This is a genomic window from Burkholderia sp. KL41 (assembly GCF_057005415.2).
The window spans coordinates 3,076,150-3,092,954 of sequence record NZ_CM174446.1 but is presented as its reverse complement, the minus strand read 5'-3'; the positions used below and the strand labels follow the sequence as shown (position 1 = coordinate 3,092,954).

At 69.7% G+C, this 16,805-nt stretch carries 15 protein-coding genes and 2 pseudogenes; 6 read left to right on the top strand and 11 right to left on the bottom strand.

Annotated elements, in window-relative coordinates; all coding sequences use genetic code 11:
• Nucleotides 1-67 precede the first annotated feature (67 nt).
• Nucleotides 68-1,177: an ABC transporter ATP-binding protein gene (locus PQB87_RS14585; protein WP_489242250.1), complete on the top strand. Its 1,110-nt coding sequence runs from the start codon at nt 68-70 to the stop codon at nt 1,175-1,177.
• Between the two features lie 13 nt (nt 1,178-1,190).
• On the opposite strand, the gene PQB87_RS14580 is transcribed toward PQB87_RS14585, so the two are convergent.
• On the bottom strand, nt 1,191-2,075 hold the full coding sequence (locus PQB87_RS14580) for a LysR family transcriptional regulator (RefSeq protein WP_060067532.1): 885 nt from the start codon (nt 2,073-2,075) through the stop codon (nt 1,191-1,193).
• A gap of 113 nt (nt 2,076-2,188) precedes the next feature.
• On the opposite strand from PQB87_RS14580, the gene PQB87_RS14575 reads away from it, so the two are divergent.
• The 3 genes from PQB87_RS14575 to PQB87_RS14565 are packed head-to-tail and all read left to right on the top strand — an operon-like array spanning nt 2,189 to nt 4,812.
• Nucleotides 2,189-3,385: a serine hydrolase domain-containing protein gene (locus PQB87_RS14575; protein WP_489242247.1), complete on the top strand. Its 1,197-nt coding sequence runs from the start codon at nt 2,189-2,191 to the stop codon at nt 3,383-3,385.
• On the top strand, nt 3,382-4,593 hold the full coding sequence (locus PQB87_RS14570) for an MFS transporter (protein ID WP_175829543.1): 1,212 nt from the start codon (nt 3,382-3,384) through the stop codon (nt 4,591-4,593). The genes PQB87_RS14575 and PQB87_RS14570 overlap by 4 nt, the downstream gene beginning before the upstream one ends.
• A gap of 15 nt (nt 4,594-4,608) precedes the next feature.
• Nucleotides 4,609-4,812, top strand: coding sequence for a helix-turn-helix domain-containing protein (locus PQB87_RS14565; RefSeq protein ID WP_153488753.1), 204 nt, complete (start codon nt 4,609-4,611; stop codon nt 4,810-4,812).
• 75 nt (nt 4,813-4,887) lie between these two features.
• Here the strand turns inward: PQB87_RS14565 and PQB87_RS14560 are convergent, their stop codons facing one another.
• The 4 genes and pseudogenes from PQB87_RS14560 to PQB87_RS14545 form a co-directional block, all read right to left on the bottom strand.
• Entirely contained in the window at nt 4,888-5,835 is a 948-nt protein-coding gene (locus PQB87_RS14560) for a sugar-binding transcriptional regulator (RefSeq protein ID WP_059688549.1), read from the bottom strand.
• Between the two features lie 122 nt (nt 5,836-5,957).
• Nucleotides 5,958-7,439 (bottom strand): xylulokinase, encoded by a 1,482-nt coding sequence (xylB, locus tag PQB87_RS14555; RefSeq protein ID WP_060206935.1) that lies wholly within the window; start codon nt 7,437-7,439, stop codon nt 5,958-5,960.
• Between the two features lie 83 nt (nt 7,440-7,522).
• Entirely contained in the window at nt 7,523-8,962 is a 1,440-nt protein-coding gene (dalD, locus tag PQB87_RS14550; protein WP_489242244.1) for a D-arabinitol 4-dehydrogenase, read from the bottom strand.
• A 191-nt stretch (nt 8,963-9,153) separates the two neighbouring features.
• Nucleotides 9,154-9,396 (bottom strand): annotated as a pseudogene (locus PQB87_RS14545) (type 2 periplasmic-binding domain-containing protein); the annotation flags it as partial.
• Between PQB87_RS14545 and PQB87_RS14540 the strand changes: the two are divergent.
• Nucleotides 9,386-9,769 (top strand): annotated as a pseudogene (locus PQB87_RS14540) (MFS transporter); the annotation flags it as partial. The pseudogenes PQB87_RS14545 and PQB87_RS14540 overlap by 11 nt on opposite strands.
• Nucleotides 9,770-9,868: 99 nt before the next feature.
• Here the strand turns inward: PQB87_RS14540 and kynA are convergent.
• The 3 genes from kynA to kynB all read right to left on the bottom strand — a co-directional run bounded on the left by kynA (nt 9,869) and on the right by kynB (nt 12,822).
• Entirely contained in the window at nt 9,869-10,813 is a 945-nt protein-coding gene (kynA, locus tag PQB87_RS14535) for a tryptophan 2,3-dioxygenase (protein ID WP_111938806.1), read from the bottom strand.
• Between the two features lie 89 nt (nt 10,814-10,902).
• The gene (gene kynU / locus PQB87_RS14530; protein ID WP_217444083.1) at nt 10,903-12,156 is read right to left on the bottom strand and encodes a kynureninase; all 1,254 of its coding nucleotides are present in this window, start codon (nt 12,154-12,156) and stop codon (nt 10,903-10,905) included.
• Nucleotides 12,157-12,180: 24 nt separating this feature from the next.
• Nucleotides 12,181-12,822 carry an arylformamidase gene (kynB, locus tag PQB87_RS14525; protein ID WP_021162542.1) on the bottom strand — a complete coding sequence of 214 codons (642 nt, stop codon included), beginning with the start codon at nt 12,820-12,822 and terminating at the stop codon, nt 12,181-12,183.
• A gap of 130 nt (nt 12,823-12,952) precedes the next feature.
• Here kynB and PQB87_RS14520 point away from each other — a divergent pair, with 130 nt between their 5' ends.
• Nucleotides 12,953-13,453: an Lrp/AsnC family transcriptional regulator gene (locus PQB87_RS14520; RefSeq protein WP_006477992.1), complete on the top strand. Its 501-nt coding sequence runs from the start codon at nt 12,953-12,955 to the stop codon at nt 13,451-13,453.
• Here PQB87_RS14520 and PQB87_RS14515 read toward each other — a convergent pair.
• The 3 genes from PQB87_RS14515 to PQB87_RS14505 form a co-directional block, all read right to left on the bottom strand.
• On the bottom strand, nt 13,440-13,949 hold the full coding sequence (locus PQB87_RS14515) for a flavin reductase family protein (protein ID WP_060067549.1): 510 nt from the start codon (nt 13,947-13,949) through the stop codon (nt 13,440-13,442). The two genes, PQB87_RS14520 and PQB87_RS14515, sit on opposite strands and share 14 nt — an antisense overlap.
• Before the next feature lie 305 nt (nt 13,950-14,254).
• Complete coding sequence (locus PQB87_RS14510; protein WP_027789263.1) at nt 14,255-14,920, bottom strand: hypothetical protein; 666 nt, start codon at nt 14,918-14,920, stop codon at nt 14,255-14,257.
• Nucleotides 14,917-16,323 carry a selenium-binding protein SBP56-related protein gene (locus tag PQB87_RS14505; protein WP_027789264.1) on the bottom strand — a complete coding sequence of 469 codons (1,407 nt, stop codon included), beginning with the start codon at nt 16,321-16,323 and terminating at the stop codon, nt 14,917-14,919. The genes PQB87_RS14510 and PQB87_RS14505 overlap by 4 nt, the downstream gene beginning before the upstream one ends.
• Nucleotides 16,324-16,805 lie beyond the last annotated feature (482 nt).

Here is a 16,805-nt window from a genome sequence, read left to right as displayed (position 1 = left end):
ACCACGAACGATTGCGCGCCGCGTTCGACGCGGCGCGTCTCGCATCACGAACGAACGGAGACAGATCATGGCAAGCGTGCTCCTGCGCAACATCGCGAAGCGCTACGACGAAACCGAAGTGCTGCGCAACGTGAACCTCGACATCGCCGACGGCGAATTCGTCGTGTTCGTCGGCCCGAGCGGCTGCGGAAAATCCACGCTGATGCGGATGATCGCGGGCCTCGAGGACATCTCGAGCGGCGACCTGCTGATCGACGGCGCGAAGGTCAACGACGTGCCGAGCGCGAAGCGCGGCATCGCGATGGTGTTCCAGTCGTATGCGCTGTACCCGCATATGACGCTGTACGACAACATGGCGTTCGGCCTGAAGCTCGCGGGCGCGAAGAAGCCCGAGATCGACCAGGCGGTGAAGAACGCCGCGAAGATCCTGCACATCGACCATCTGCTCGACCGCAAGCCGAAGCAGCTGTCGGGCGGCCAGCGGCAGCGTGTCGCGATCGGCCGCGCGATCACGCGCAAGCCGAAGGTGTTCCTGTTCGACGAGCCGCTGTCGAACCTCGACGCGGCGCTGCGCGTGAAGATGCGGCTGGAGTTCGCGCGGCTGCACGACGAGCTGAAGACGACGATGATCTACGTGACGCACGACCAGGTCGAGGCGATGACGCTCGCGGACAAGATCGTCGTGCTGTCGGGCGGCGCGGTGCAGCAGGTCGGCACGCCGAACGAGCTTTACCACGCGCCGGCGAACCAGTTCGTCGCGGGCTTCATCGGGTCGCCGAAGATGAACTTCCTGACGGGCACCGTCGATTCGGTCGATGCCGGCGGCGTGCTCGTGCGCTTCGACAGCGGCGAGACGCAGCGCGTCGCGGTCGAGGCGGCGGGGCTGCAGCGCGGCGCGGCGGTGACGGTCGGCGTGCGGCCCGAGCACCTGAAGGTCGAAACGGCGGCCACCGGCGTGGCCGCGCGGACGATGGCCGTGGAATCGCTCGGCGATGCCGCGTACCTGTATGCGGAGTCGGCCGTCGCGCCGGACGGGCTGATCGCGCGGATTCCGCCGCTCGACACCTACCGCACCGGCGAGGCCCTCCACGTGCACGCGCAGGCCGAGCACTGCCACCTGTTCGACGAACACGGCCAGGCGTTCCGCCGGCTGAGCGTGCACGCGAAGGCCGCATGACGGCCGGCCGCGGTCACAGCGGCAGGTGCGCGGCCATGTAATCGACGAACGCGCGCAGCTTCGGCGTCGGGTGGCGGCCCGACGGCCACAGCACGTAGATCGGCGTGCAGCTCGCGACGTGTTCGTCGAGCACCGCGCGCAGCGTGCCGTCCGCGAGCGCCTCGCGCACGAAGAAGACGGGCAGGCACGCGATGCCGAGCCCGCGCAGCGCGAAGCACAGGCGCGCTTCCGCACTGTTGCTGACCATCGCGACCGGCACTTCGGGCGGCGTGCCCGCGCGCGGCACGCGCAGCGGCCAGGTCTCGAGCTTGCCGCTGGTCGGGAAACGGTAGTGCAGGCAGCGGTGCTGCGCGAGATCGGCTGGCGTGCGCGGCGTGCCGTGCCGGTCGAGATAGCCGGGGGACGCGACGAGGTGCTGGCGGAAGTGGCCGAGCAGCCGCGACGACAGCCGGGAATCCGAGGGCTGGCCGGTGCGCAGCACCGCGTCGAACCCTTCGTCGACGACGTCGACGAGCCGGTCGCTGAAATCGATGTCGAGCTCGATCTCCGGATACGCGGCCATGAAATCGGCGAGCACCGGCAACAGCAGCGTGCCGATCGTCGGCAGGCTCACGCGCAAGCGCCCGCGTGGCGCTTCGGCACTGTGCGTCAGTTCCTGCTCGGCCGCGTCGAGCTCGGCGATCACGCGCCGGCACCGTTCGAGAAAGCGCGTGCCTTCGGCGGTCAACGTGATGCTGCGCGTGCTGCGGTGAAAGAGCCGCACCTTCAGCCGCGCCTCGAGCCGCGCGATGCGTTTGCCGATCGCCGAAGCCGACAGCCCGAGCGCACGTCCGGCCGCGACGAAACTGCGCGTTTCCGCGACCTGAACGAACACGACGAAGCCGCCGAGGTTTTCCATGCGAGTTCCCGATTGCGGACGCCGGCGTCCGGATTGTCCGGAACTCTACCCCGGTTTTTCTTCTTGCGTCGGCTCCCTACGATGAGCGCTCGTTCATTGTCGAGAGGTCACGTATGTCATCCCTGCCTGTCACCGCCTTGCGCGTGGAACCGGACGCCGCGCTGCGCCACCGGCTCGACGACGCGCTGGATCGCGCGCTCGCCGACGCGCGCATGGTCGGCGCGGTCGTGCTGGTCGCGCAGGACGGCGAGCTGCGTTATGCGCGTGCCGTCGGCCTTGCCGATCGGGAAGCCGGCACGCCGATGCGGGACGATGCGCTGTTCCGCCTGTCGTCGGTCACGAAGCCGGTCGTGGCGGCCGCCGCGATGCGGCTGGTCGCGGCGGGGCGCATCGAGCTCGACGAACCGGTCGCCCGCGCGTTGCCCGGATTCCGCCCGACGTTGACCGACGGCACGCCTCCCGTCATCACGTTGCGTCATCTGCTGTCGCATACGGCCGGCCTCGGCTACCGTTTCCTCGAAGCGGACGGCGACGGCCCGTATGCACGCGCCGGCGTGTCCGACGGAATGGACCGCTCGGGTCTCTCGCTCGCCGAGAACCTGCGGCGCGTCGCCAGCGTGCCGCTGCAGTTCGCGCCGGGTACGTCGTGGGGCTATTCGCTGTCGATGGACGTGGTCGGCGCACTGATCGAGGCAGTCGACGGGCGGCCGCTCGCCGACGCGGTCGCCGCGCTCGTCACGACACCGCTCGGGATGACCGACACCGCGTTCGTCGCGCACGACGCCGCACGCTTCGCGACCCCTTACGTGAGCACGCCGGGCGCCCCGCGCCGGATGGCGGACGTCGATCTCGTGCCGGTGTTCGACGGCACGATCGGCATCCGCTTCGAGCCGGCGCGCGTGTTCGATGCCGATGCGTGGCCGTCGGGCGGCGCGGGGATGGTCGGCACCGCACGCGATTGCGTGACGCTGCTCGACGCGCTGCGCACGGGCCGCGACGGCTGGCTCGAACCCGCATGGGTCGACGAGATGGCGCGCGTCCAGCCGGGTGCGCGCGAACTGCGGGATGCGCCCGGTTTCGGCTTCGGGCTCGGGTTCTCGGTGCTGCGCGATCCGGTGGCCGCGCGGTCGCCGGAGTCGGTCGGCACCTGGCGCGGGGGCGGCGCGTACGGGCATACGTGGTTCGTCGACCGCGCGGCGGGGCTGACGGCCGTCGCGCTGACCAACACGCTGTACGAGGGCCTCGACGGGCGGATCGTGACCGCGGTGCGCGATGCGGTCTACGGCGTCGAAACCGGGAGCGCGGCATGAGCGACTGCACGACGATCGATGACGAGCTGGCCGTTCAGCCGGTGCAGGCCGGTGCGCGCCTGCCGGTTGCGAACCTGCTGGCGCTCGCGACGGCCGCGTTCATCACGATTCTCACCGAGGCGTTGCCGGCCGGCCTGCTGCCGCTGATGAGCGCCGACCTGCGCGTGCCCGAGGCGCTGATCGGCCAGCTCGTGACCGTATATGCGCTCGGCTCGATCGTCGCGGCGATTCCGCTCGTCGCCGCGACGCGCGCGATGCGCCGGCGCACGCTGCTGCTCGCGGCGCTGGCCGGCTTCGTCGTGTCGAATGCGCTGACGGCCGTGTCGCCGTACTACGCGCTGACGCTCGCCGCGCGCTTCGTCGCGGGGATGGCGGCCGGGCTGCTGTGGGCGCTGCTCGCCGGCTACGCAAGCCGGATGGTCGATGCCTCGTTGCGTGGCCGGGCGATCGCGGTCGCGATGCTCGGCGCGCCGGTCGCGATGTCGATTGGCATTCCGGCCGGCACCGCACTCGGCGCGGCGCTCGGGTGGCGCGTCGCGTTCGCGGGTATCACGCTCGCGGCGCTCGTGCTGATCGGCTGGATCCGTTGGCGTCTGCCCGATTATCCGGGGCAGCAGGCCGGCGCGCGCGAGCCGGTGCTCGGCGTGATGACGCTGCCCGGCGTGCGGCCGGTGCTGATCGTGATGTTCGCGTACGTGCTGGCGCACAACATGCTGTATACGTACGTCGCGCCGTTTCTCGCGGGCGTGCGGATGGGCGCGCAGGTCGATGCGGTGCTGCTCGTGTTCGGTATCGCGTCGCTGGTCGGCATCGCGCTGACGGGCGCGTGGATCGGCGCCGCGCAGCGGCGGCTGACGCTCGCCAGCATCGCGTTGTTCGCCATCGCGGCGGCGATGCTCGGCGCCGGTTCCGGCATGGCGATCGTCTATGCGGGCGTCGCGCTGTGGGGGCTCGCGTTCGGCGGTGCGCCGACGCTGTTCCAGACGGCCACCGCGAACGCCGCGGGAGAGGCGGCGGATGTCGCGCAGTCGATGCTCGTGACGGTGTGGAACCTCGCGATCGCGGGTGGTGGTATCGCGGGCGGGATGCTGCTCGGCGCAACCGGGGCGGGCGCGATTCCGTGGGTGCTCGTCGCGCTGCTGGCGGCTGCGTGGGTCGGCGCATGGCGTGCTCGCCGGCATGCGTTTCCGGCGCCGCGCGCCGCGTGAGTTTGCAGTGCGCAGATGCGGGCGCGATCGCTGACGGCGCGTGAGAAGGAGGGGCTGAAACGGACTGCGGCAGGCAAGACGTATGCGGATATCGGATGGATTCTGTCCATCTATGACCGGACTGCGAAGTTTCACCTGATGACCGTGATGCGCAAGCTTCGTGCGGCCGACAAGGCGGAGGCCGTCATGAGGGCCACGATGCCCGGGTTTCTGCAGTGATGCGCGGTTAGTCCGGACGCGTCGGCGATCCGGTGTGCGGCGACCGTATGCGGTGACGGGAAGCCGGCACGCCGGCTACGCGTCCAGCGCCGCTCTCGCGCACGTCTCGTCGGTGACGAGCCCCGACATCCAGCCGCCGCGCAATGCGGCGATCACCGCATCGCGTTTCTTCGGGCCGCCCGCGAACGCGATCGTCGGGCGCTTCGGCGGCGTGGCGAGCGACACGCTCGTCACGCGCGTGCCGGTCGACACATCGATCAGCTTGCCTTGCGCGTCGATCGGCACGCCGAGCAGTTCGGCCACCGCGCCAAGCGCGGTCATCTCGTCGCGCTCCTGTTCGGTGATGAAGCCGTCTTCGTAGAGCGGGCAGTGCGGGCCGATGTTGCCGATCCCGACGAACGCGACGTCGGCCTGGCCCGACAGCGCCTCGACGATCCGGTACAGCCGGTGATTGCACCACTGCGCGCGCTCGGCGGCGCTGTCGGCGAACAGCGGCGCGGGCAGCAGGAAGTGCTTGCTGCCGGTTTTCTCGGAGATGTACTGCGCGACGTCGTAGCGGTTCGACGAACCGTCGGCCGCGATCGCGCCGACCATCGACACGAGGCGGTGCTGTGGGCGGTCGATCTGCGCGATCTGTGCGACCGCGGCCTTCAGCGTCCGGCCGCTGCTGACCGCGATCACCATCGGCCGTGTTTCGTTCAGGTAGCGCTCCATCACCTGCGCGCCGGCGACCGCCAGTTTGCGGTCGATCGCGTCGGGCGCATCGGCATCGACGGGCACGACTTCGCACATCGCGAGGCCGTAGCGCTTCGACAGCTGTGCGCCGAGGTCGAGACAGTCGGCGAGCTGGTGGTCGACGCGCACGCGGATCAGGTTCTTCTCGACCGCGAATGCGACGAGGCGCTGCGCGACCGGGCGCGACACCTGCAGCTTTTCCGCGATCTCGTTCTGCGTGTCGCCCGCGACGTAGTAGAGCCACGCGGCACGCGTGGCGAGATCGAGTTTTTCTGAGGACTTGGACACGATAGCGATTCGGTTCGGAGCTGGGGGGCCGCCCGCGGGCCGGCCGGCGGGCCGCATGACGGCATCCACTGTACCGCATGTCGCGCATGCGGCCGACGGCCGGCACGCGTGACGGGCGGCGCTTACGCGAGCCGTGCGCGCGACGGTTCGTACAGCGGCCGCACGTGGCGGTACAGCGAGCGAAACGCATCGAGGCGTTCGCGCAGCAGCGCATGGCGGGCGGCATCCGGCGTGTATTCGGCCCGCACCGGCGGCTTGGCCAGCACCGCATGCGGATCGCCGCCGACGGCCAGCCAGCCGAGCCGCGCCGCGCCGAGCGCCGCACCCGTTTCGCCGCCGCCGTGCTGGCGCGTGCGCACGTTCAGCGCATCGGCGATCAGTTGTGCCCAGTACGCGCTGCGCGCGCCGCCGCCGATCAGCGACAGCTGGGCGGTTTCGACGCCGGCCGCATGCAGCGCGTCGAGACCGTCGGCGAGGCCGAGCGTCACGCCTTCGAGCACCGCGTAGCCGAGATGCGCGCGTTCGGTCGCATGCGTCATCCCGAAGAACACGCCTTGTGCGTACGGATCGTTGTGCGGCGTGCGCTCGCCGGACAGGTAGGGCAGGAACAGCGGGGCCGTCGCGAGCGCGTCGGCGTCGAGCGCCTCGACTTCGGCGAGCAGGGCGGGCTCGTCGGTGCCGGTCAGCTTGCAGACCCAGCGCAGGCAGCTCGCGGCCGACAGCACGACGCTCATCAATTGCCAGCGGTCGGGAATCGCATGGCAGAACGCATGCACGGCCGATGCGGGGTTCGGCATGAAGCGATCGCCGACCACGCTCAGCACGCCGGACGTGCCGAGCGACACGAAGCCGTCGCCTGCGTGGATCGCACCGATGCCGAGCGCGCTCGTTGCGTTGTCGCCGCCGCCGCCGGCTACCACGACCGCCTCCGACAGCCCGAGTTCGCGCGCGATGTCCGCGCGCAGCGTGCCGGACGGCGCATTGCCTTCGACGATGCGCGGCATCTGGTCACGCGTCATTCCGCATGCGGCGAGCAGTGCATCGGACCAGTCGCGGCGCGCGACGTCGAGCCACAGCGTGCCGGCTGCGTCCGATGGATCGGACACCTTTGCACCGGTCAGCCGGAACCGCAGGTAGTCCTTCGGCATCAGCACGCAGGCAGTGGCCGCGAACACATCGGGTTCGTGCTTCGCGACCCACAGCAGCTTCGGCGCGGTGAAGCCCGGCATCGCGAGATTGCCGGCGAGGGCGTGGAGATCGGGCGCGCGTTCGGTGAGCAGCGCGCACTCGTCGGCGCTGCGCATGTCGTTCCACAGGATCGCGGGGCGCAGCACGCGATCGTCGCGGCCGAGCAGCACGGCGCCGTGCATCTGGCCCGACAGGCCGATGCCGCGCACGGCCGCGAACGCTTGCGGATGTCGTTCGCGCAGCGCAGCGAGCGCGGCGAGCGTGCCTTGCCACCAGTCGTCCGGATGCTGTTCGGCCCAGCGCGGATGCGGCCGCGACACGGTGAACGGCGAGCCGGCGGTGCCGACGACCGTGCCGTCCGGGGCGAGCAGCAGCACCTTCACTTCCGAAGTGCCGAGGTCGATGCCGAGATACATGAGCGATCCGTTCCGTCAGTGGGGAGTCGCTACTTTAGCCGCGCGGCCGTGCACGTGCCAAGGCAGGTTCGCCCCAATGCGCGTCAGTGCGCCGCGAGCCATGCATCGACCCGCGCGAGCCCGGCGCGCAACGCCTCGAACAGCGCCGGGTTGCCGGCGAGCGAACCCCACAGCGCGCGGCTTGCGCACAGCGCGGCGACCTGGTCGTCGGCCTCCGGATGGCCGGCCCCCGGACGGCCGGACCCCGGATGGCCGGCCCCGACGATCGCACGCGCGGCGCTTTCGTCCATCACGCCGTCCTGGTACGCGTACGGCAAGGTGCCGCGCGCCCAGCGTTCGAGAAAGCGCAGGAACAGCGCGGGCAGCACGGCGGTGGCGACCGGTGCCGCGCCGCGTGCGAACGATTCGACGAGCGTCGGTGCGATGAAGCCGGGGATCTTCGAGAAGCCGTCGGCCGCGACGCGCTGGTTCGTGTCGAGTACGTACGGGTTGCCGAAGCGTTCGAGCACGACGTCGCGGTAGCGCGCGAGATCGAGCGGGCTCGGCGTCAGGCACGGGATCACGTCCTGCGTCACGTAGTCGTGCGCGAAGCGCCGGATCGCCGCGTCGTGCGTGCCTTCGTGGATATACGTGTGGCCCGCGAGCGTGCCGGCCCACGCGATGCAGCTGTGCGTCGCGTTGAGGATGCGGATCTTCGCTTCCTCGTACGGGTGCACGTCGTCGACGAGTTCGGCACCGGCCAGCTCCCAGCGCGGCCGGCCGGCCGCGAAGCGATCCTCGATCACCCACTGGATGAACGATTCGCCCATCACCGGGCATGCGTCGTCGATGCCGGTGGCGGCCAGCACGCGCTCGCGCACGTCGGCGGTCGGGCGCGGCGTGATGCGGTCGACCATCGCGCTCGGTGTCGCGACGTTCGCATCGAACCACGCGAGCAGGTCGGCCTGCCCGCGCCGCTCGAGGAATTCGCGCATCCCCGCGCGAAAGCGCGCGCCGTTGTTGCGCAGGTTGTCGCAGCTCTGCAGCGTGAGCGGGCCCGCGCCGCGCTTCACGCGTTCGGCGAGCAGCGCCGCGAGCGCGCCGTACAGCGTCGTGCGCGCACCCTGTAGGTCGGCCGCGAGATCGGCATTCGCGACGTCGAGCCGGTTGTGTTCGTCGAGGTAGTAGCCGCCTTCGGTGACGGTGAACGACACGATCCGGCAGGCCGGATCGGCGCCGGCGTCGATCAGCGCGGCGAGATCGATCGACCAGGGCAGCACGCGCGTGATCGCGCGGATCGTCTCGTAGGCGCGCTCGCCTTGCGGCGTGACGGTCTCGAGCGTGTATTCGCCGTGCTGCGCGGCGAGCGCGTCCATCGTCGCGCGCATGTCGTCGCGGATGTTGCCGACGGTCAGCGACCAGCGCTCGTCGGGCGGCACGGCCGCGTTCACGCGATGCAGATACCACGCCTGGTGCGCGCGGTGAAACGAGCCCGCGCCGATGTGCAGCAGCACGGGCGTGCGGGCGGAGGGCGATGCGCTCATCCGGTGTCTCCTGTTCGTGCTAGATTTTCCTGCCGAGTACGAATACGATCATTTGCTCTGTGTGTGAGCGAATGATCGTATTCGGGCGAGCGAAAGTCAAGGCGGGGAAACGGCATTTCGATGGTGCGCTGCGGCGGCGGGCGGAATGAGCGGGCGGAAAGGGCGGACGGGCCGCCGGCCGGGAAGTGCCGTCAGCGTTCCTCGCGCGTCAACGCGACGAGTTCCTCGAGCAGCTTGCCGGCCGGAGCCGGCAGGATGCCGTGGCGGCGCCGGAACGCGGTGAGCGTGCGCACGGCGACGACTTCGCGCACGGGCAGCGTGTCGATCGTGCCGGCGCGCTGCTCGGCGCCGTACATCGGCTCGGCCATCCAGCTCGGGAAGCCGGCATGCGCGACGAGGCTTTTCAGCGTCGTGACCGAGCGCGTTTCGACCGCGCTGCCGACCGCCACGACGATGACGGCCGAATACACGCCAGCGCGGCGCCGCACGATGATGGTGACCGCGACGATCGTCTGCGTGCCGCTCGGCGGAATGCTGGCCGGCCTGTTCGCGCACGAAGTGCTGCCGCGCTACGGCTGGCGCGGGCTGTCCTTCGCGGGCGGCGCGTTGCCGCTCGTGCTCGGTTTCGTGCTCGTGCGTGCGCTGCCCGAATCGCCGCGCTATCTCGCGCGGCGCCCCGCGCGCTGGCCGGAACTCGGCGCGCTGCTCGCGCGGATGGAGCGGCCCGTCGCGCCGGGCACCGCATTTACCGACCTGAAGGACGCACGCGTGGCAGGCGGCCGCGGCGGCTTCGGCGCGCTGCTCGCCGTGCGGCGGCATATCCCGCGACTGTCACGTGCGGCAGCGCAGCCGCGCGAAGGGGAGGAACTGGCCCGCACGTCGTCGTGACGGCGGGCGAGTGGGGCGTTACAGCGTGGTGCGCACGTGCCAGAGCTCGGGGAACAGCACGACGTCGAGCATCTTGCGCAGGTACGGCGCACCGCTGGTGCCGCCCGTGCCCTGCTTGAAGCCGATGATGCGTTCGACGGTCGTCACGTGACGGAAGCGCCACTGGCGGAATGCATCCTCGAGATCGACGAGTTCCTCGGCCATCTCGTAGAGCTCCCAGTGCTGCTGCGGGTGGCGGTACACCTCGAGCCACGCGGCTTCGACCGTTTCGTCGTGCTGCGTCGGCTGCGTCCAGTCGCGCTCGAGCCGCGCTTGCGCGATCGGGAAACCGCGCCGCGCGAGCAGGCGGACGACCTCGTCGTAGAACGACGGCGCCTCGAGCGTCGTGCGCACCTGTTCGAGGATGTCGGGCCGGTGCGCATGCGGCTGCAGCATCTGCACGTTCTTGTTGCCGAGCAGGAATTCGAGCTGGCGGTACTGATACGACTGGAAGCCCGACGACTGCCCGAGATACGGCCGCATCGCCGAATACTCGGACGGCGTCATCGTCGACAGCACGTTCCACGCCTGCACCAGTTGCTCGAGGATCCGCGACACGCGCGCGAGCATCTTGAACGCGGGCGGCAGCGCGTCGGTGCGCACCGCGTCGAGCGCGCCGCGCAGCTCGAACAGCGCGAGCTTCATCCACAGCTCGCTCGTCTGATGCTGGATGATGAACAGCATCTCGTTGTGATCGGGCGACAGCGGATGTTGCGCGTCGAGGATCGAATTCAGCGACAGGTAGTCGCCGTAGCTCATCGACTTCGAGAAATCGAGCTGTGCGTTGTGCCAGCCGGCTTCGCCCGAGGCATCGCCCGGCACGTGCGGCGCTTCGTGTGCCGCTTGCGCCGCTTGTGCCGAAGGTGCGGCGCGTGCGCCCGAGAACGGGCAGCCCGCCGGCGCGTCGCCGCCGGGTGGCTGCATATGACCAGAATTCACGACTATCTCCAGATTTGAATGACGGGGCGCGGCGCGCAATCCGCGTGACCGCGGTGCGCGCCGGGCAAGGCCGGTCAGGTCACCGCGCCGCGTTCGGCGAACTCGGGCGCCTTCCAGGCGTCGGTGGCGAGGATGTCGCGCAGCGTCTCGACGGCATCCCACACGTCGACGAAGCGCACATAGAGCGGCGTGAAGCCGAAGCGCAGCACGTACGGCTCGCGGTAGTCGCCGATCACGCCGCGCGCGATCAGCGCCTGCATCACCTCGTAGCCGTGCGGATGCTCGAAGCTCGCTTGCGAGCCGCGCTGGTGATGCGCGCGCGGCGTGACGAGCTTCAGCGACAGGCCCGCGCAGCGTGCTTCGACGAGCGCGATGAAGGCATCGGTCAGCGCGAGCGATTTGCGGCGGATCGCCTGCATGTCGGTTTGCAGGAACACGTCGAGCCCGCATTCGACCATCGACATCGACACGATCGGCTGCGTGCCGCACAGAAAGCGCGCGATGCCCGGATCGGGCGCGAAGCCCGGCTGCATCGCGAACGGTGCGCGGTGGCCCCACCAGCCGGACAGCGGCTGCGAGAAGTGTGCGTGATGACGCTGCGGCACCCACACGAATGCGGGCGAACCCGGGCCGCCGTTCAGGTACTTGTACGTGCAGCCGACCGCGCCGTCGGCGCGCGCGCCGTTCAGGTCGACCGGCACCGCGCCGGCCGAGTGCGCGAGGTCCCACAGCATCAGCGCGCCCGCGTCGTGCACGAGCTGCGTGACGGCCGGCATGTCGTGCATGTAGCCGGTGCGGTAATTCACGTGCGTGATCATCGCGACGGCCGTGTCCGCGCCGAGCGCGGCCGGCAGGTCGGCCGGATCGTCGATCAGGCGCAGTTCATAGTTGCCGCCGAGCTGCTCGATCAGCCCCTGCGCGATATACAGGTCGGTCGGGAAGTTCGAGCGCTCCGACACGATCACGCGGCGCTCGGGCGCGCGCTCGGCCTGGTGGCGCAGCATCGCCGACAGCAGCTTGAACAGGTTGATCGAGATGGTGTCCGTGACGACCGTTTCGCCCGGCGCGCCGCCGATCAGCGTCGCGAGCTTGTCGCCGAGACGGCGCGGCAACGCGAACCAGCCGGCCGCGTTCCAGCTGCGGATCAGGCCTTCGCCCCATTCGGCGCCGATCACCTGCTGCGCGCGGGCGGCCGATGCGCGCGGCTGCGCGCCGAGCGAGTTGCCGTCGAGATAGATTACGCCGTCGGGCAGGGAGAACTGGTCGCGCAGCGGGGCGAGCGGATCGTCGCGGTCGAGCGCGAGCGCGTCTTCACGGGTCTTGATCATGATGTGGGTCGTCAGTCGGGGTAATCAGGAGGCACGCGCGGGCAGCGCGCGCAGCACCGCGCGCACGGGGCTCGCGTCGAGCGTCGCGAATTTCAGCGGCAGTGCAATCAGTTCGTAGTCGCCGGGCGGCACGTCGTCGAGCACGATGCCTTCGAGGATCGCCATCCGGTGCGCGCGCACGCGGTGATGTGCATCCATCGTCTTCGATTCCTGCGGGTCGAGCGACGGCGTATCGATGCCGATCAGCTTCACGCCGTGCGCGGCGAGCAGGTCGACGGTCCCGGGCGCGACCGCGCAGAAGTCGCTGTCCCACCGTTCGACGCTGGCGCGTGCATACGTGCGCAGCAGCACCCGCGGCGGCACGCCGTCGAGCGCGGCCGCGACATCGGCCGGCTGCACGACCGGCGATGCGCCGATGCAATGGATCACGCGGCACGGGCCGAGATAGGTGTCGAGCGGCACGGCGCCGATCGGCGCGCCGTCGGCGTCGTAATGCAGCGGCGCGTCGCAGTGCGCGCCCGTGTGCGGCGACAGCGTCAGGCGTGCGACGTTGACCGGCGAGCCGGCCTCCATCCGCCACACGCGTTCGACGGAAACCGGCGTATCGCCCGGCCACACGGGGGTGGCGGGGCTGACAGGCGGCGAGATGTCCCAGAGGGTGTCCATGGCATGACGATTCGGTGAGTCGATGCTTCGAATGATAGGTGGACGCTCGCAGAAAGTGCTTGCGAAATAAACATGGACAAACCGCCAGATTGGCAGATAATTCGACTCAGAGGGAAAACGGGGACCAAAAATGCACGCGATCACGCTCGATGCCACCGACTGCCGGATTCTGGCGGTACTGCAGGAAGAGGGCAGAATCAGCAATCTCGACCTGGCGGAACGCATTTCGCTTTCGCCATCCGCCTGCCTGCGCCGCATGCGCCTGCTCGAGGAGCAGGGCGTGATCGAGCACTATCGCGCGTGCCTGAGCCGCGAGAAGCTCGGCTTCGAGCTCGAGGCGTTCGTGCAGGTATCGATGCGCAACGAAGAAAATCAATGGCACGAGCGCTTCGCGGAAGCGCTGCGCGAATGGCCGGAGGTGGTCGGCGCGTTCGTCGTGACGGGCGAGAGCCACTATCTGCTGCGCGTGCTCGCGCACAACCTCAAGCATTACTCGGATTTCGTGCTGAACCGGCTCTACAAGGCGCCGGGCGTCATGGACATCCGTTCGAACATCGTGCTGCAGACGCTGAAGGACGAAGCCGGCGCGCCGGTCGGGCTGGCGCGCACGGGGGCGATCAAAGCGGTGTAAGGCCGTGGAAGCCGCCGCCGTGGAACACGAGCGGCGGTGTCGTGTCCGATGCGGTGCGCACGCCGCAGCGTTCGACCTCGCCGACGAAGATCACGTGGTCGCCTTCGTCATAGCGGCTGCGGTTGTGGCATTCGAACCATGCGAGCGCACCGTCGAGCACGGGCATCCCGGAGTTGCCGGCCGCATGCGCGATTCCTTCGAAGCGGTCGCCCTTGTAGGTCGAGAAGCGCTTGCACAGGTCGAGCTGCGAGGCCGCAAGCACGTTCACCACATAGTGGCTGTTGCCGCGGAACACGGGTGTCGACGCCGATTTGTGCGCGAGGCTCCACAGCACGAGCGGCGGATCGAGCGATACCGAGTTGAACGAGCTGGCGGTGATGCCGATCAGCTGCCCGGACGGCGCGCGCGTCGTGATCACCGTCACGCCCGTTGCGAACTGGCCGAGCGCCTGCCGGAAAGCGGCCGAGTCGAAATCCGGGGGATTGGCCTGGCTCATCGGGCAGCCTTCCGGAACGAGACGGGCGGGCGCGGCGCGACGCGAGCGGGGCGGGCACGGCGGACGAAAGGCGACAAGGCGGTCGATGGGGAAGGGGTGCGCATGGCCCGATTTTAGCGGAATCGGGGCCGCCGGGCCCGGCCAGGCGGCGCATCGAGGGGGCAGGGTGGCGTAGCGAACACTGCGGCGCGCGGCAGGACGGGCAATCGCGCGGGGCCGGCAACGCCGTTCTGTCGCGTTTTTCGAGCGGTGCCGCCGCGCGATCCCGCGCAGTTGCATTTCCCGACCGCCGATCCCCGCGCCATCTATCGCGCCGCCGCCAGTCCGAGCGACAGCGCGCCCGTCACGATCAGGCTCGACGCCCACACCGCATCGAGATTGAACCAGCTCCGCGACACGAACTTCAGCCCGAGATAGCGGTACACGAGCCACGCGAGCCCGCCGCCGGCGCCGATCATCGCGATTGCATGCACGGCCGCGACGACGAGCGCCATCCCGAGATGCGCATCGACGAGCGTGGCCGCTGCCCGGTGGCCGGCGTCCCGGTCGAGCCCGCAGAGCCCGAGGTAGATCGGCACCAGCATCAGCCCCGCGCCATGCGCGATCGCGACCGCGAACGACCACAGGCCGAGCCGCGCGGGCGGGATCCGCGCGAGCGCACGCGGATGCCGGCGCCGGATCAGCAGCACGGCGCCGAAGCCGATCACGAGCGCGCTCGCGCCGATCCGGATCGCCGACTGCCAGGCAAGCAGCGCGGCGAGCAGCCCGAACGGCAGCATCACCGCGAAGACCGCGAGCGCATGGCCGAGCGCGAGATAGCCGAGCGCCGCGACGAGCGCGCCGCCGCGGCGCGTCATCAGCGCGTTCGACACCGCGAGCGGCCAGCCCATCGCGGGGTTGAGCCCGTGATACACCCCGCTCGCGAGCACGGCCGCCCACAGCGCGAACTGGGCGTGAAGGCCGGCGTTCAACGCTTGACCGACGGATAGCAGAACGAGTCGGTCGAGCAGTCGCCGCCTTCGAGCCGGATCTGGTGCGCGCGATAACCTTCGGGGAACTCGACCCAGTAATCGTCGGCGAGCGTCAGCCCGCCTTCCGGCCCCGCATGCGCGAGCACCTGCGCGGCCGGCACGCCATCCGGATAAAACTGGTCGTCCCACGTCGAATAGAGCGAGTTGGTCCAGTACACGCGCCGGCCGTCGCGGCTGATCTCGACCATCTGCGGGCCGCCCGCGAATGCGCGGCCGTTCGAGTGCGGCGCACGGCGTGCGATGCCGCCGATGCGGACCGACCCCGCGAGCACCGGGTTGTGCGGGTCCGATACGTCGTACTGGCGCATCTCGCCGGTGCCCCAGCACGACACGTAGAGGAAGCGGTCGTCGAGCGACAGGTCGATGTCGGTCACGAGCGGCGGCACCGCGCCGAACGATTTCAGCAGCGGCGGCAGTTCGTCGGCCGCGGCCGGTTCGGCCGGGATGGTCGCGGTCTTCTTCACATGGAACTTGCCGCCTTCGCGCCACCAGGTCCAGATCGAGCCTTCGAGATTCGTCGTGTCGACCACGACGCCGACGAACCCGTATTCGCGCACCGGGTCGTGCGCGGGCCGCACTTCGAGCGCCATCTGGTGCTGCGCGCCGAGATCGATCGTCTGCACGTTGCGCCGCGCGCGCAGGTCCCAGAAATGCAGCCGGTGCCCGTATTTGTTCGCGAGCAGGTCCTCGGGCACGATGCCGTTCTCGAATTGCGGCGGCAGCGCCCATTCGCTCGACACCATGTAGTCGCGCGGCAGGTTCCACCAGAAGTCGTAATGCTTGTCCTGCGGGCCGCGGTCGATCTCCCAGCGGCCGAGCACGTCGAAGGTTTCGCAATCCATGATGAAGATGCCGGGCGCGCCGTCGGTGCCGTCCTTGCCCGCGCCGCCAAGCGTGCTCACATAGATGCCTTCGGGCCCGCAGTGAACGGTGTGCGGCCGCGAATAGCCGGTTTTCGAGAAGATCTCGTCGGGCTCGACGATCTTGTGGATGCGCGCCTGCGTCGGATGCGGCTTCGTGTCGATCACGTAGATGCGCGACGAGCGCAGGCCGGGGATGATCAGGAAGCGGCGTTCGAGGAACGCATGGCCGGTCAGCGGCGACAGCGACGACGAACAGGCATTCCAGCCGAAGTGGTGAAACTCGTCGCCGGTGTTCGGCATCGTCACCGTATGCACGATTTTTCCGTAGGTCGGCGAGCCGGGCTTCACGTCGATCACGGCGAGCGCGTCGGGTCTGGAAAAATCGGGGCTCAGCAACAACGTATAGGCAAACTCTTCCGCCGGCGCCTGCATCGCAAGCTCGGGCGAAGCGTGAAACGTCGGGTCAGGTCGCATGCTCATGGTGATGCCCTCTCGATGGGTTCGGATCGTTGACGCACGGCCGTTCGTTGCGGGCGTGCGGGTCGGGGTTGTCGCGCGGCGCGCGTGGCGCCGGCAGGCGCGATCGGCAGGCGGGTGCACGCGTCGGCGACACGTGCGGCGCGCCGTGCATCAGATCGTGAAAGCGGAGAAAGGCGGTGTTCCGGGTCGCCGCACGCGGGGCGAGACGGACGCACGGCAAGGAGGTGGCACGGTCGAAGCGGTAGCCCGCGATGCGGCGACGGCCGGGCGAGTGACGCGGGTGATGTCTGTTAAGGCATGCATATCGATGTTCCGGCAGATGATGTTTGCATCAGGGTCGGGCACGCATCGGGCGCTTTGCGCGAGGCAGCGGGTTTGCCGCCGCGCTCGCGCGTGCCTAAGTGTAGACGAGAAAGCGGGCGGCCGGTCGTGCGCGGTACCTGTGCAACCTGTCAGGTTCGCGCGCGAGTGAGATACTTGCC